The organism is Desulfofundulus sp. JL263-se (assembly GCF_056316025.1).
On record NZ_CM149993.1, the window covers coordinates 2230001 to 2244680 of the forward strand.

Consider the following 14680-nt stretch of genomic DNA (forward strand, 5'->3'; position numbering starts at 1 on the left):
TCGCTACTTACCCTGGTGTAGATTGCTGCAAGCAACTTCCCTCACCACCTTTTCTTTTCGGGCATTTTCGTTTTGTATATGTTTCAAAAGTATACTCGCCACGGTTTTATAGGCAGCTTCCAAATTTTTAACGCCCTGTTCATCATTGCGAAATTGCACCGTCACCTTAACCCCCACCTTTTCAACTCCTTTCGGTAAATTCTACGCAGACCAAGGATTGTCCTACAACTAAAAGCTTTCAAAAAATAAAAAAGTCCCGGCTACGGGTTCAACCCTGCCGGGAAATATTCCCTTGACTTCACTTCACTGCGGCTATTCTGGGCGGCAAGCTGTATATCCTTACAGGTATGCCGAGCTTCTCGGCTGCCTGCTTTTCCTGCAAACATCCCGGAGAGTTCCACCACTCCCCTGTTAACCATAGTTCTTCACATTCCGATAAAAGGCGAAAGCAATACTGCATCACTCTCTGTCTTTCTTCAGGCTCGTGGAAATAGCAAAAGTTCAACACAGGCGAAACCGGTACCACATCCGGGTACCGGTTAATAATTTCCCTGGCTACCCATTTAGCTTTTTCAAAGTTTCCAGCGGGATCAGACGCTAGCGGATGGGCTAGATAAATAAGCATAATATACCCCCCTTATCAAAGGTCCATGAAAGCTCCTATATCTACCCGAATATTTGGCTTTTCTTGTTCACCCTTTTCTTCCAATTGAACCACTATACCTGAAGAAAGTCTTTGTTCCAGCCGGGCCAGGCGGGTGTCCAAAGAGGTTAGAATCTGCTCTAGCTTGCCAGCTAATTCCAGAGCCTCCCGTACCCGCTGGCTCCTCTGGCCGGGTGGTACGCTGAAAATTGGGTGGTCACGCGGCAGGTGTATCTCCAACCGCCTTGTTTTTTGCTTCATCCCGGAAGCCTCCTGCCCAGTTATGATGCGGCCTCAAGCCCTGTTCAAACCCCGTGTTTCCGGAAAGTCGATTTGAAGCGTTGCATTCAGCTCAAAGCTTTCCGGAAACCAGGGGAGGTCAACCCCTTCAAAGCCAGGTGTTATGCGGGTTTATCGTTTCCGGATACAACCTTGAGAAAACCTTCCACGTTTGCCCACTGCGGGTGGGGGAGGACTTCCACTACCGGGAAGTGGCTGGCCAATTCCGGCAAGGCTTCTGCACCACCGCCCGCCAGGTACACCCGGCGGATAAAAGCGAACCGGTCGCCCAGGGCAGCCTTTACCTGGTCTGCTATGACACGGGCTACGTCGGCGCGAGCTCTCTCTGCCACGCCAGAGAGGTCTATCGACCTCCCGTAATACACCACTTTCCCTTCGGCCAGCACCCCCGGCACTCGCACCGCAGCCAAAGGTGCCCCCGTCCGGGCCTGAAATTCCTGGGCTATGGCCTCGTGGACGGCGTGGACGCCCGTCTCCACGCTGCCGCACATGCTGGATACCGGCCTCACCGTGCCGCCGGCTGCCTCGGCGGTTACGTAGTCAGTGGTCTTGTGGCCAACATCTACAAGGAGCACCAGGCCATTCACCGGAAGACCGGGCGCGGTAAGCAAGGCCCCAGCCCCCTGTGGGTAGACTACCACGTCTCCGAAGCTCACCCGCTCGGGACGGCCGTCGCCCACGGCTACGTCGGCGTGGAGGGCCTCCAGGTGTTTTCGCAGTTCTTCCTTTTGGCTCCGGTAGTAGGCCACCGGCAGCCCAACTACCAGGGTAGCGCCCGGTTTTGCGCCAAGGAGCCGGGCGGCCGTAAGGGCCAGTATGTCATGGTTCGGGTGGCGGTGTTTCTCCCTGTCAAAGGTAAAGCTGGCCGCGTAACCTTCGCGGAGGGCTAGGTGGCCCACGAAGTGTTTGGATTTGGTGCCATCTACACGACGGATTTCCACTATGTGGCCAGTTCCTCGGGATAAGTCTTCCAGGGATAGTTCCCGGTAGGGCGCGACAACCGAAGGAATAAGGGTGCGGTGGTCTGAGGATATTCCCTTGGTGCAGCTGTAACCGATGTCAAGCGCAATTATGAATGACATTCTTTCAATCCCCTTTCTTACAGAAATTCCGCAGGCATAGACTCTAAAAAATAAAAACCCTGGGCAAGATCAATGCCGGCGCGTTTAACATCGGCAAACTGCATTTCTGTTTCTACACCTTCTGCAATTACCCGGGCATTTAGTTGTTTAGCCAAATCATTTATAAAAAGTAAAACTTTTTTATAATAAACTGCGCTTCCGTTTTTGTAACGGGTTATTCCCCGGACCAGGCTGCGGTCAATTTTCAAATAATCAAAGGGAATTTCACAGATATGCTGAAAGTCCTTGGTACCTCCCCCTACGTCATCCAGCGCTATTTGGATTCCTTTTTCCCGAAGGGATTCAAGGGCATTTATTAATCTGTCACGCTTGCTAAAACGTGTTCCAACTTCTGATAATTCAATTACCGTGTCAGCCAGGCAGCCAAGATTTTTTTCAATCTCTTTTTGGCGATGGATAATCGTAATAGCATTGAAGTTAAAAAATAATTTACTCTCATAAAAAACTTCCTGAAAGGTTTGTATAAACTTTAGGGCTTGCTTAAAGCAGAGCATTTCCATTTCCACCAGCCGGCGTTCTTTTTTTGCCGCTGCAAAAAGATTTTGTGGGACATGATAACGTCCTTCCGACCCACGACTAAAAACTTCGTAACCTATTACTTTGTTATTCCGAAAATCATGAATTGGCTGGAATAAGATACTTATCAACCTGTATTTGATAATTCGTTCTATTTCAGTCATCAATGAGAATTAACAGACCAACGACACTTAGTATTAAAACCTTGCGTGAAATATTTTCACCCCCTAAAAAAAACCCCCGGGGATTATTTCCCCCGGGGGTTATCTATATCTTGAAAATTGTCAATTTATCTTGAGCCACATTGCCAGCCGAATCCCGGACTTCCACAGTAATTTCATGCGCTCCGGTGCCGCTTATCTCACTGCCGTGGTTTAAGTGCTGATGGGTGTCCAGCTGCTCCAACTACCGGTGTCTGCCTTGACGCGAAACTCCAATAAATCTGAGCTGTTATCATGAGCTTTAACTACCACTTTAAATGTACTGCCTGTCGTACAGGTGGCGTTATTATAACCTTTCACAGAAAATATTGTTGGAGGAGTTGTATCTCCGGCTGAAATGGCATTCTCGATATTTGTGACTTTTGTTTCCAGTTGAATTAATTTATCTAGTGCCGCCGGGAAGACCCCGCCCGTGAGGGCGGGGATGAAAGGCGGCTATTCACAGACCACTATCCCCTCGTTCCGGATCACCTGCCGGCAGCAATCCGGGTGAACGTAAGGCTTGCCCACAATCTGTTTCAGCTCCGGAGAGTACAGGTACTTCTTCGACACCACCCCGGTCACTACAAACCGCTTGCCCGTCGGAAGGTGAACCCAGACGTCGCCGCCCACAGACGGCATGTCCCTCTTGAAGGGGTTGAGGATCTTGATCCCCGGATACACCTTGAGGTTCCTCTGCTGTTCCGGAGTGAGGGGCAGCACGTCAGCCAGAGACGACTCCCTCTGGTCGGCCCTCTTTCGTCTATTCCTGGCCGTGATAACCTTTCCTACCTTGTAGAGCCGATCCCTCTGGGCATGTACCCTCGCACGGCTGTGCCTCCTGAACTTGGCCAGGCAGAGGCGGCGCTCACCGGAAGTGTCAAGCACAGCACTCCCGCAGAAGGTGGCGGCTGCTGCAAGGGCATCTTCTCCGTGTCCCTTCTCCAGTCCCAGCTCTCTCCTTTTGAGAATCACCTTGGGAGCTGGCACAAACTTGAGCCAGGGCACACCCTTCAGCACCCCAACAACAGCGTTCACCGTACCAAGTTCACGCCACTGCCTGACGCCTTTGACCGGGATGTAGACCCTCCCTGCATGAACATCTTCGTGGCAGTTCCTGCAGAGATACACCTTGTTTTCGTTCACTTCCGTGCCGCCGTACTTCCTCTGGATAAGGTGGTGCAGATGAAGATCGTCCTCAGCCCCGCACAGGATGCACTTCCTCTCAACGGGAGTACGCGGCGACACCTGGTAACCCCTTCCGGAGACCTTTCCCCAGGTCATTGCCCGCACATCGAAGATGTTGTCCTCTACAACGAACTCGACCTGGTGGGCAGGAAACGGGAAGAGTTTGAGCAGCTTCCGGAACAGGTTCAGGTGCGTCTCAACGCCGTGCCTGAGCGTGGCACTGAGCCTGTCTTTCGATCTTACGTTTCTCAGAGCTTTGTACTTCGTTAGAACTCTGCCCTGCCTGGCAGAGAGGCGCTTCTTCTTAAGCCGGGAGAGGTATCTCCTGAAACGCCGGTGAGCTTTCCTCTCCAGCATCAGGCCTTTGATCTCCGGAATCCGGGTGGCGAGCACCCCACGGCAGTAGACGATCAGATCTCCGTCCCTCGGCTCGCAGACGGCAAAACCGATGTTCCGGTAGCCGGAGTCAAGTACTACGAAGAGCTTTCTTCCCATAGTCCGTGTGTAGTCAAACTCCCTGTCGACAAAGACCGCAACCGGCGGCTTGCCGGAAGCACCGCCACCAACGATCTTCACTCCCCCGCGCTTTCTCAGCTTCCGAATCATGTCAAACCTTCTCGTCGGATGGCCAGGACTACCGTTTCTGTCAGCCGTAAATATCATGTTTTTACCTCCTCTCGTGAGGAGCCCTGTGATCCGGGCACCTAACGGTGGTGGGTCTCCCTGAGGCGTACCGCTGCACCATGCGTAAGGCCACGGGATTGCACCGGTGTCTCTCAGGACTGGGGTTGACTTCGTGCTGTAACTTCGTCGGCATTCCAGGGTCCATAATATGCTATGCTTTGTGAACTTTGCACTTTAGCAGCATTATCGTTGTAATAATCAATTACCTCTATTTTGATTTGTTGAGTAGGCTCGTTTAATATTATTGTCCTTGGACCGTCGTGCCAAATATTGCTTTTCTAAGGGGATGTATATAGGACATTACCTCCAGAATCTTTGAGCCTCCATTGCCATGCGCCAGAACTAGTACTTCTTTCAACACGAATTTGTACTCTCCCTACCCAAATAATTATAAGGGACAGTATACGTGTATATTTGAATCCATGTATCTTCAATCAATTGTACATATATCTATTTTCCAAAATAAAATGCCCCGTTAAAGGGCATTCCGAAACTTTAGATGTTATATTCGACAGTTTCCTCGTTATTATTTTGACTGGTGGATTCTTCTTCGTTAGTAGACCCTTCCTCATTATTAGATTCTTCTTCATTGGTGAACTCATCTTCAGCGGCACTATCTTCACCGGTTTGGCCATTTTCATCATCCTCCTGCCCGGCGACAATCCTTTCCATAATAGCGGCTATTTCAGCCCTAGTAATTGCACTGTTGGGATTAAACTTGCCGTCAGGGGTTCCCTTAATTATGCCCTGTTCATAGAGAGCCATAATGTAACCCACATCTTCCGGAGATATCAATATTCCGTCCCTAAAGGGTATGTCGGTGACATCAACAGGCTCCAGGCCCAGGGCCTTGGCAATCATGACGGCGGTTTGGGCTCTGCTGGCCTGGACATGAGAATGGAAGCGATTCAAGTTGATAAAACCGTGCTTCGCCGCTTCCCGGACCGCCGCTCTGGCCCACCCGGGCACATCTTCAAGCTCACTCTCGTCAACCTGGTCTTCATCTCCCGTTTCATTTTTCAAAGCTATCCTGACAATTAGTGCAACGGCCTCAGCTTGGGTTATAGAATTATTGGGGCGAAAAGTACCGTCTTCATATCCTTTGAAAAGACCAATAGCCGACATCTTTTCAATGGATGAACTGGCCCAGTGTTCTTCGATATCGGAAAATTTCTTGCCGGCCTCTATAGCATAATCGATTAATTTCTTATAACTTTCCAGTTTTTGCTTATATTCTTTCAACACATTGCCTTTAACCCTTATGCCTTCCCGATTGATTTCTATCTTACCATTTTCCGACTTGTATTCTACCTTGCCGTTTTTCATTTCAAATTTGAAGCCGTTACCTTTGATTTCTATTTTCCCGTTCTCTATTTCTACTTTGAGTCCGTCTTCGGTTGTGTACTCAATTTCGCCAGCATCTTTCTCAATTTCATCGTCATCTGCTTCATCTTCATTCATGTCCTCGTCTTCGGTTGTGTATTCAATTTCATCGTTATCTGCTTCATCTTCATCCTCGTCCTGCTCCGCCTCGGCTCTGTCCTCGGTTTTTGAATTCATGGTACCCGGCTTATCTATCAAATCTGCATCATTCCCGCAGTACAACCCGTGCCCTTTGCTAGGCTTGGCCCACGCAGCTCCCGCAAAAAGTAACGTCACCAGTAAAAGTACCAAGGCTAACGTCAATGCCTTTCTCAATTCAATCCCTCCTTAAATCGTATCCTACTTATTAATTACGTAATTTTGGTTTTCTGTGTAGGGTATAAAAGGTTGAATTTTTATAGGACTTAAGGCCTGTTTTTATTTCCATTCAATCTCGATAGCTAAATTTAAGTCAACATAAAACCCCCGGGAACCCCGGGGGTTCGATTTTACCTCCTCAATTTAGTGAAATTTTAATTTGTCGTGAGGGTATACCGTTCAGACTTTTCCCTTTTAAACAAACCGCTAAGATAGAAGGAAACAGTTGTAGGCTCTGGAAGGAGATCCATTCCAACTTTTTCTGCGACAATGTCTTCTGCATGTTCTATACTTTCTAAATCAGAAATGTCCTGGTCCATCTCAAGCAGCATATCGTCTTCGGAATTCTCAATACAGTAACACGACTACCATCACTGATAGCAAAGTGTAGCAACGCTGCATCATTTTCGATGTTTTGTGACAAAGTCCTTTATACTAATCCTTTCTTATTTAAGGGGTTAAGACCCTGTATGTCGGCAACCCGGGGAATATCACCACTAAAAACTGCGGCAAAAAGCACAACCAGCGGCTGCACCAGTGGGCCTTCGGCCAAACATTTGACCTGCTGAAATATAAGTTGGCCGCTCATGGTATAGAATTTGTGCCGGTGGACGAAGAAGGTACATCTTCCACCTGCCCGTCATGCGGTACAAAAGGCACTTTCAGGGGCCGGGTATTTCACTGTCCGAACTGCGGCTTCTCTTGCCACCGTAACGTGGTAGGGTGTATCAATATCCGTTCCATAGGGCTGTACGGAGAGATAAAGGCCGGGCTCAAAACCGTGCCAAGAGCAACGTATCTGCGACCGGCGGTACTGGCCGCCCGAGCAGTAGATGCCTATGGCCCAGGCCGCCGGGCGGCATAACAAGCCCCCGGTGTAGCCAGGCGAGGCTGTGTAAGACCCTGCTGTTTCAGCAGGGCTTCGGCCTGTGACCCGGGAAGCCTCCGGCCTTGTGCCGGAGGAGGTTCACTTTGTGACAAATTTTTAGGGAGACGTGGAACATTCTGACTGTTTATTGAATAGTTTGATATCGTGAATAAAAAATGGTGGCGAAAGGAGGATTTTTAATGCCCGGTCCCTACTTTGATGGCAGCTTCATTCTCTTTCTGGTTCTAATCCTGCTGGTCTTCGGTATGTTTCCCTTCTTTGGGTGCTATGGTGTCAATAAGTAGTAAATTGCCCAATGAAGCACCATCTCTGTGAAAGATAGAAACCCACAAAACTTGGGTTTCTATCTTTTTACAAAACATTTAATTCAACAAAATGGATATAAAAATGACAAGCTATATATAAAATTTTCGATAAAAAATTTTATATTACTATACTATCGTGAGTTGAATGGTGAGGTGACATAAAATGGGCCCCAATCCTTTTTCTTTGTTTTTAATTTTAATTCTACTGATACTAGGTTCAGATCCTAATACCGGAAAAAAATTAGATTTTGCCCGCGATTTTATGGATAGATTGAAAACTTCAACAATTAACATTCAAGAAGGAATTCAATCTATTCTTGCGATGGAAGAAGATTTCAAAACGAAAATTTTAAATATGCCCAAAACCAAAGATTCGTAAAACATTATAGGTAGCCAGTTTTTTGTTTCCCAATAAAAAATATGAATAAGTGAGAAGCCTCAAGAATTAAGGCTTCTCACATTTATTACATCAAGAGGATAGTTTTCAAAGTTTTTCCAATTCTGCCGCATCTCCAGAACTACTAAAAACATATAATGTAAAATATATAAGGAGGTTATTTTTAATGGATAGGTATAATCAAGTGCATACTACACAAGAATTTAATTCCAATGATTTGAACAGCAACGATATTATGCTGCCGCATTTAATTAAAGATTCCGTAAACAATTATATTCTTCCCCCAAAACTTATCCCAAAATATGTAAACCAGCTGGTAATTCCTCCTGTATATGAACCGACCGTTATAACGGACCCGAATACAGGTGATGTATTAAGACACGAATATACAGTTGACGTAAGCCAGTTTAAGCAGCAGATCCTTCCACCCGGGTTCCCTAAGACAACCGTATGGGGTTACGGAGGTCTGATAAAGGACCCAGAAACCGGCAAATCTACTTATTTTCGAAGCACACCCGGTCCTACGTTCGAAGCTACCCGCGGCATTCCTGTTCACGTACAATGGGTAAATAATCTTGTCGAACCACACTTATTTGCAGTTGATCCCACCTTACATTGGGCAAACCCCAATATGATGTCGATGAATCCCCCTCGCCCCTGGCCACCATTTCCGCCCGGGTTCCTGAATGCACAAATTCCGGTCCCCATAGTCACGCATTTGCACGGCGGTGAAGTGCCTTCGGATTCCGACGGCCACCCTGACGCGTGGTTCACCGCTGGTACAATTAGGGGGAAGGCCTTCACAACATCGCTTTATACTTATCCAAACATGCAGCAGCCTACCACTTTATGGTATCACGATCATGCCTTAGGTCTTACCCGACTTAATGTGTATGCAGGACTTGCCGGCTTCTACCTGCTGCGGGATCCGAATGACCCCCTTGAAAACTCGGATTCACCTGTTCTACCCTCCGGAAAATATGAGATCCCTTTGGTAATTCAAGATCGTACTTTCAAGTTGGATGGATCTCTGTTCTTTGATAAAGTCGGCAACAACCCTAACATTCACCCATACTGGCAGCCAGAATTTTTCGGCAATACCATCATGGTAAACGGTAAGGTATGGCCAAACCTGAACGTAGAACCACGGCAGTACCGTTTCCGGGTTCTGAATGGCTCAAACGCCCGTTTCTATAACCTGAAATTTTCAAACGGACAGTCTTTTATACAAATCGGTTCCGATGGAGGTTATTTACCAAAGCCGGTTACAATTACCTCTCTACTTATAGCTCCAGGTGAGCGTGCTGATATCCTGGTAGATTTCTCAGCTCTCTCTCCGGGTACATCAATTATTCTTGAAAATGATGCTAATGCTCCTTACCCTGATGGTGATCCTCCGGATCCTGAAACAGTTGGGCAAATTATGCGGTTTACTGTTCCACTTACAGCTCCCCCGCCAGTCATCCCGCCGGAATTGCCTGATACTCTAAACACTATTCCTGTTTTAACGCCTACCGCCCCCACCAGAACTTTGACTCTAATCGAGGTAATGGGCCCCGCCGGTCCAGTGGTAATACTTTTAGACGGGCAGAGGTGGGGTGCCCCAACCAGTGAAATGCCTAAAGTCGGGGCAACGGAAGACTGGGAAATTGTTAACTTAACAGGAGATACTCACCCCATCCACCTACACTTAGTTCAGTTTCTAATCATAAACCGCCAGAAATTCCAAGCTGATAGGTATAAGACAGATTGGACTTTGATTAATGGCACACCACCGCTCACTAATCCCACAGTAACACTACCTGTTACCAGATACCTGCAGGGCCAACCTATTAATCCAGCACCGAATGAAATGGGATGGAAGGACACTGTTCAGGCAAATCCAGGTGAGGTCACTCGGATAAGAGTTCGCTTTGCTCCACAAGATGCTAATCCAACCCTGACCCTACCTGGAGTTAACCTATACTCATTCGATCCCACCCGCGGCCCAGGATATGTTTGGCATTGTCATATATTGGATCACGAGGATAATGAAATGATGCGACCGTTAAAAGTGGTACCCTAAATCTTTTTTTGTAAGTTAAAGATTTTGCAATACGAATCCAAAACCCTTATTGACTTTCACCCGCCTTCAAAAACCCCAGAGCGTTGGCAAACTGGACGGGAACAACCGAAGACCCCGGAAACATTTCCTCAAGCTCCGACAATTCCAGAGCTCCACCCCCTACCAGGTAAATCCGACGCACGTCGAAGTTCGCACGATTGCCCCATGCTGCAAGTACCCCGTCCGCGATGGACCTGGCCACTATCCTGCGAATATCAGCCAGAACATAACTCAAGTCCAGTTCTTCTCCTTTGAACCATCTCCGCCCGGTGCGCATTACCTGTTCAGTGTAGGCCGCTGGAAGACGAGTGCCGGTACGTTTTAAGAATTCTTCCTCTACGACCCGGTGAACATGCAAAACGCCGGCCTCCACGCTGACGCACTATGACGGCAGTTAAGCCGGTAAGGTGGTTAATAAGACTTTTCCCTTGTTCACGGTAATAATCAACCGGGAACCCGACTACCAGCCTGTCAATTCCTCCGGGCTCCAAAAGCGCCAACGCGGTTAGGAGTACAATATCGTGGACAGGGTGCTTGTGCTTTACATCATCCAGAGTGAAATGTGCCGAGTGTCCCTCACGCAGCGCCAGGTCGCCGACAAAGAATCGTTCCTTTGGCATTCCTTCCTTACGAATGGTAATCCTGTGGCCAATAGTACCATTGGCAAGCCCGGCCAGGGGTAAATCCCTGGCCGGGCTAATCACTGAAGGAAAACAAACTCTTTTGCCGCAATTGGAAACTCCCTTAGTGTAACCATAACCCACGTCTACTGCAAAAATCCTCTTCCTTTGGGGAAACTGGCAAGACAGAACTTCATGCATTGTCATAATAATCTACCACTTTTCTTTTTAATTTAAGCCTCTTGGATTTTCACAGGAATTCCGCAGACATAGGCTTTGAAAAATAAAAGCCCTGGGCAAGATTAATGCCGGCGCGTTTAACACCGGCAAGCTGCATTTCTGTTTCTATACCTTCTGCAATTACCCGAGCGTTTAGTTGTTTAGCCAAATCGGTTATAAAAAGCAAAACTTTTTTATAATAAGCTGCGCTTCCGTTTTTGTACCGAGTAATTCCTCTAATCAGGCTGCGATCAATTTTTAGGTAATCAAAAGGTATTTCGCACATATGAGAAAAATCTTTGGTACCTCCCCCCACATCATCCAGCGCTATTTGGATTCCTTCTTCACGAAGGGATTCAAGGGTATTTATCAATCTGTCACGCTTGCTAAAACTTGTTCCAACTTCTGATAATTCAATTACCGCATCAGTCAAGTAGCTGAGATTTTTTTCAATCTCTTTTTGGCGATGGATAATCGTAATAGCATTGAAGTTAAAAAATAACTTATATAAAAAGCTTCTTGAAAGGTTTGTATAAACTTTAGGGCTTGTTTAAAGCAGAGCATTTCCATTTCTACCAGGCGCCGTTCTTTAAGGGCCGCCGCAAAAAGATTTTGTGGAGCATGATAACGTCCTTCCGGCCCACGGCTTAAAACTTCGAAACCGACAACTGAGTTATCTCGCAAATCATGGATAGATTGAAATACGGTGTTTATTTCCCTGTATTTGATGATATGTTCTATCTCAGTCATACATAAAACTCCTTCCCACATATTCTTTGAAACATTAACCAGCTTCAGCAAGCTCCCCAACCATTAAACTTTTAAAAGATTCCTTTATTTCCAAGTCAAACAGCACAACGGGTATCCCTGCTTTAATACTTTCCAGAACAGCTCGTGGCTTGCTTGGTATAGTACACGAAACTTTCATACCCGTTGCCTTTTCCACATCGCTTAATGGAAGTTTATCGCTGCTAATTACCTGATTAGCAATTATTACGCACTTTTCAAAATCAAAGTCGTCCGGGAGGCGGTCTATTTCTTTTTGTACACTTAGCAAATGACTAAAATCAAAATCATTTACCATCATAAGTGTACTTGCGGCGTTAATTGCTATTTTTGTAACCGGTGCATTGAAGTCACAAGGAGTATCAAGAATGATTACATCGACAAAATTTTGAAGTGACCCTAAAAACGACATCAAGTTTTTATCATTGATCAGCGGCAATTTTTCTCCGGGATCACTTGTAAAAACATATAAACCCGGAATATAGCCTGGCTGGTATGCGTATACCAGCGGGTCCGAATTATCCTGCAATGCTTGCAATAAACTACCTTCGCCATCTGGACAGTTAAGCCAGGTATATATGCTAAATTTTTTATAATCAATATCTACGAGCGCGGTAATATATCCTTCTTGCGCTATTACGGTAGCCAAGTTAACAGAAACGAATGTTTTACCTGCATGCACCGGTGAACAAACCGCAACTACTTTCTCTAAAATTCGACCGTTATATACCCACTTACTTAGTTTGGGCACTGAAATACTTTTTTTGATATCTCCGCCGAATTTAACCAGTTTGGAAAACGCACTTTCTTTCTCTTCCTCCAAGTTGTCATCTTCATTACCTAATACGCCAGGTTGTACGCTTTTTTGTTTGTCATTCCCCATCTCATCTACTTTCACCGGTGACCCTTGCAAAGGGGATGTAGGATTAAAGATTTTTTCTAATATTTGGCCAATCCTGACTTCACCAAAAAGAATGTCATAAACGCCAAGTTCTAAAATTCTTCTAACGGTAAGGTCCTCTGGAGTTAATGTCCCGGCGATAAAAACAACCCGGATATCAAGGGAACGAAGTTGGTAAACAACATCAATAATATCCATATTTCCTTCGAGCCAGGCGGTTAAAACTACAACATCCGGTTTTGTTTGTCCAGCAATTTCTACCACGTCCTCGCGGTACTGAACAGGTTGACTTACCACTTCTATTCCTTTTTCCGAAGCTATGGCATCATCAAGATCATCTACATTCGTTGCCAATAATACTCGCAAGCATATCGCCCTCCATATCATTTAGTCATTTTCAAATCAACCACAGATAAAACCTTACCGTTGGCTACAATAAAAGGGTCAACAGTAAGGTGCTTTTGTTTGGAATCCCTTTCAGCCGTTAAGGTTACGGCAAAAGTAGCCCCTTCCAAGGCATCCACCGGTACAGTAAACAGCCCGTGCCATGTATTGGTTTCACTGTTTATATCACCCATTGGATAAAAAACAACATGGGCGCAGGTTGAAAAATCAGCGTAAACCGTTTGAGCAAAACCTTCTGTTGTTACTTCCATTTGAATTTCTGCCCCGGCTTTTACTTTTACCGGGAATGAACTGGTCGGTAAAGGTTGGGCCGGGTCATTAAATGCAATGGCCAGCACTTTCAGGTCCTTTATATTTAGCGTCGTTACTTCCAGGGTAACTTGCAGTATTTTCGGTGAAACAGCCGTATCCGCTGTATCCAGTACCGCTTTTACGGCAAATTTATTGCCCGGAGGAACGGTAATCCAGTTCCCGGGCGTTACAGGAATCCAATTAGCGCCGCCGTCCGAAGTCACAAAATAGCTGATTGAGGTACTGGCCGGAACATCCTGTTCTACGGTCAAGCGGAGTTCGTCATAATTTTGAGCCGTAGTTATTACCCTGGAATAGTATTCCCGTGGGTGCATATATCCTCCGGCCAGGGCCAAGCCCGTCACTTCCAGCGAAGTTACCCGGGCCATTGACCCGGTAGCGTCATCGTACATATAATACCGAACGTCTCCATTTTCAGTAATTATTGCATAGTCATAACTGTCCGGCTTCACTGATATAGCCACCACTCCTGAAACCGGCCCTGTGCTTAGAGCTACGGCTTGCTGTGGAGTGCCCGCATCATTATTGAAGTAATACTGCGCTTCGTTCTGAATAAGGACCGCGCTACCGAAATTATGACTGCTTACAGAAATAACCCCGGCCAGTCCCAGAACGGTTCTGCGCGGGTCTTCCACGTAACTGCCAGTAGCATCATCATAAGCGTAATAATAATACGCGTCCTTTGTGGCCACCACCAGGTCGGGGGAACCGGATACTACAGAAACGGCCACTGGGTTTGCCTTACCGGTATCAAAACTAATCTCCGGCACAACAGTGCCTGAACTGGCATTGTAGATATTGATTATACCGATACCGCTGCCGGACCTGGATAACACGGCAGCTTTATCCTGGTCTGACCATGAACTTACGGATACAACGTCGGTCAGCCCGGAAACCTTCAAGTTAGGGTTGGTGCTCATAGCACTACCATTGAATTTATATAATGAAACTTCATTTTCAGTTAAAATCCAGATGCTCGGTGCGTCCTGTCGAACGGCGATCCCCAGAGCGTTTGTGACAGCAGGAATTGAAAGGGCTGTATTCTCTGTCATGGTTCCTGTAGCATCATCGTAGGAAAACATTTTGACCCCATTCTTAGTCGCAACGGCATATTCATAGCCAAACTGCCTCATTGCTATTGCGTTGGGCTTACTGACCTGGGGCAAAGTGATCCAACCTGCAGTGGTATCAACCTTGGCAGTGGTCTTATTCATATCAACATAATTTGTGTTATTAAAACTATCATCCAGGATTACCGTTGCCCAGGCCAGGGAGGGAATTGTTAGCGATAAAAATAAAGATAACAAGAAGACCCTTATTGACTCCACA

18 protein-coding genes are annotated in these 14680 nt (G+C 46.6%); 3 read left to right on the forward strand and 15 right to left on the reverse strand.

The annotated features are described in order from the left end of the window. Positions 1-3: 3 nt before the first annotated feature. From ACX4JR_RS11430 to ACX4JR_RS11470, 9 genes are all read right to left on the reverse strand, one after another. Positions 4-177, reverse strand: coding sequence for a hypothetical protein (locus tag ACX4JR_RS11430; RefSeq protein ID WP_476058175.1), 174 nt, complete (start codon positions 175-177; stop codon positions 4-6). A gap of 121 nt (positions 178-298) precedes the next feature. Next, positions 299-625, reverse strand: coding sequence for a DUF7768 domain-containing protein (locus ACX4JR_RS11435; protein ID WP_476058176.1), 327 nt, complete (start codon positions 623-625; stop codon positions 299-301). Between the two features lie 15 nt (positions 626-640). Beyond that, entirely contained in the window at positions 641-904 is a 264-nt protein-coding gene (locus ACX4JR_RS11440; protein WP_476058177.1) for a hypothetical protein, read from the reverse strand. A gap of 140 nt (positions 905-1044) precedes the next feature. Next, on the reverse strand, positions 1045-2025 hold the full coding sequence (locus tag ACX4JR_RS11445; protein ID WP_476058178.1) for a ParM/StbA family protein: 981 nt from the start codon (positions 2023-2025) through the stop codon (positions 1045-1047). A gap of 17 nt (positions 2026-2042) precedes the next feature. Continuing rightward, complete coding sequence (locus ACX4JR_RS11450) at positions 2043-2765, reverse strand: EAL domain-containing protein (RefSeq protein ID WP_476058179.1); 723 nt, start codon at positions 2763-2765, stop codon at positions 2043-2045. A 492-nt stretch (positions 2766-3257) separates the two neighbouring features. Then, positions 3258-4652, reverse strand: a complete 1395-nt coding sequence (locus ACX4JR_RS11455; protein WP_476058180.1) for an HNH endonuclease — start codon at positions 4650-4652, stop codon at positions 3258-3260. A 516-nt stretch (positions 4653-5168) separates the two neighbouring features. Next, positions 5169-6371: an S-layer homology domain-containing protein gene (locus ACX4JR_RS11460; protein ID WP_476058181.1), complete on the reverse strand. Its 1203-nt coding sequence runs from the start codon at positions 6369-6371 to the stop codon at positions 5169-5171. A gap of 197 nt (positions 6372-6568) precedes the next feature. Continuing rightward, on the reverse strand, positions 6569-6745 hold the full coding sequence (locus ACX4JR_RS11465; RefSeq protein WP_476058182.1) for a hypothetical protein: 177 nt from the start codon (positions 6743-6745) through the stop codon (positions 6569-6571). Positions 6746-6843: 98 nt separating this feature from the next. Then, positions 6844-6966, reverse strand: a complete 123-nt coding sequence (locus ACX4JR_RS11470) for a hypothetical protein (RefSeq protein WP_476058183.1) — start codon at positions 6964-6966, stop codon at positions 6844-6846. 24 nt (positions 6967-6990) lie between these two features. Here ACX4JR_RS11470 and ACX4JR_RS11475 point away from each other — a divergent pair, with 24 nt between their 5' ends. The 3 genes from ACX4JR_RS11475 (at position 6991) to ACX4JR_RS11485 (ending at position 10069) form a co-directional block, all read left to right on the forward strand. After that, a complete protein-coding gene (locus tag ACX4JR_RS11475; RefSeq protein WP_476058184.1) occupies positions 6991-7278 on the forward strand; it encodes a zinc ribbon domain-containing protein in 288 nt (95 codons plus the stop codon). 492 nt (positions 7279-7770) lie between these two features. Continuing rightward, positions 7771-7986: a hypothetical protein gene (locus ACX4JR_RS11480; RefSeq protein ID WP_476058185.1), complete on the forward strand. Its 216-nt coding sequence runs from the start codon at positions 7771-7773 to the stop codon at positions 7984-7986. Positions 7987-8239: 253 nt separating this feature from the next. Continuing rightward, on the forward strand, positions 8240-10069 hold the full coding sequence (locus tag ACX4JR_RS11485) for a multicopper oxidase family protein (RefSeq protein ID WP_476060548.1): 1830 nt from the start codon (positions 8240-8242) through the stop codon (positions 10067-10069). Between the two features lie 46 nt (positions 10070-10115). On the opposite strand, the gene ACX4JR_RS11490 is transcribed toward ACX4JR_RS11485, so the two are convergent. The 6 genes from ACX4JR_RS11490 to ACX4JR_RS11515 are packed head-to-tail and all read right to left on the reverse strand — an operon-like array spanning position 10116 to position 14679. After that, positions 10116-10466, reverse strand: coding sequence for a hypothetical protein (locus tag ACX4JR_RS11490; RefSeq protein ID WP_476058186.1), 351 nt, complete (start codon positions 10464-10466; stop codon positions 10116-10118). After that, entirely contained in the window at positions 10393-10935 is a 543-nt protein-coding gene (locus ACX4JR_RS11495; protein ID WP_476058187.1) for a ParM/StbA family protein, read from the reverse strand. The genes ACX4JR_RS11490 and ACX4JR_RS11495 overlap by 74 nt, the downstream gene beginning before the upstream one ends. Before the next feature lie 43 nt (positions 10936-10978). Beyond that, complete coding sequence (locus ACX4JR_RS11500) at positions 10979-11380, reverse strand: EAL domain-containing protein (protein WP_476058188.1); 402 nt, start codon at positions 11378-11380, stop codon at positions 10979-10981. Beyond that, positions 11377-11697: an EAL domain-containing protein gene (locus ACX4JR_RS11505; RefSeq protein WP_476058189.1), complete on the reverse strand. Its 321-nt coding sequence runs from the start codon at positions 11695-11697 to the stop codon at positions 11377-11379. The genes ACX4JR_RS11500 and ACX4JR_RS11505 overlap by 4 nt, the downstream gene beginning before the upstream one ends. 34 nt (positions 11698-11731) lie before the next feature. Then, positions 11732-13000 (reverse strand): CpaE/TadZ family protein, encoded by a 1269-nt coding sequence (locus tag ACX4JR_RS11510; protein WP_476058190.1) that lies wholly within the window; start codon positions 12998-13000, stop codon positions 11732-11734. Between the two features lie 17 nt (positions 13001-13017). Beyond that, positions 13018-14679, reverse strand: coding sequence for a hypothetical protein (locus ACX4JR_RS11515; protein WP_476058191.1), 1662 nt, complete (start codon positions 14677-14679; stop codon positions 13018-13020). Position 14680: the final 1 nt, after the last annotated feature.

What these genes read in the sequence shown, in the direction of transcription:
- ACX4JR_RS11450 (WP_476058179.1), bottom strand. Translation starts at nt 2,765, where the DNA reads ATGACTGAAATAGAACGAATTATCAAATACAGGTTGATAAGTATCTTA.
- ACX4JR_RS11465 (WP_476058182.1), bottom strand. Translation starts at nt 6,745, where the DNA reads ATGCTGCTTGAGATGGACCAGGACATTTCTGATTTAGAAAGTATAGAA.
- ACX4JR_RS11495 (WP_476058187.1), bottom strand. Translation starts at nt 10,935, where the DNA reads ATGACAATGCATGAAGTTCTGTCTTGCCAGTTTCCCCAAAGGAAGAGG.
- ACX4JR_RS11455 (WP_476058180.1), bottom strand. Translation starts at nt 4,652, where the DNA reads ATGATATTTACGGCTGACAGAAACGGTAGTCCTGGCCATCCGACGAGA.
- ACX4JR_RS11485 (WP_476060548.1), top strand. Translation starts at nt 8,240, where the DNA reads ATGCTGCCGCATTTAATTAAAGATTCCGTAAACAATTATATTCTTCCC.
- ACX4JR_RS11435 (WP_476058176.1), bottom strand. Translation starts at nt 625, where the DNA reads ATGCTTATTTATCTAGCCCATCCGCTAGCGTCTGATCCCGCTGGAAAC.
- ACX4JR_RS11440 (WP_476058177.1), bottom strand. Translation starts at nt 904, where the DNA reads ATGAAGCAAAAAACAAGGCGGTTGGAGATACACCTGCCGCGTGACCAC.
- ACX4JR_RS11480 (WP_476058185.1), top strand. Translation starts at nt 7,771, where the DNA reads ATGGGCCCCAATCCTTTTTCTTTGTTTTTAATTTTAATTCTACTGATA.
- ACX4JR_RS11445 (WP_476058178.1), bottom strand. Translation starts at nt 2,025, where the DNA reads ATGTCATTCATAATTGCGCTTGACATCGGTTACAGCTGCACCAAGGGA.
- ACX4JR_RS11505 (WP_476058189.1), bottom strand. Translation starts at nt 11,697, where the DNA reads ATGACTGAGATAGAACATATCATCAAATACAGGGAAATAAACACCGTA.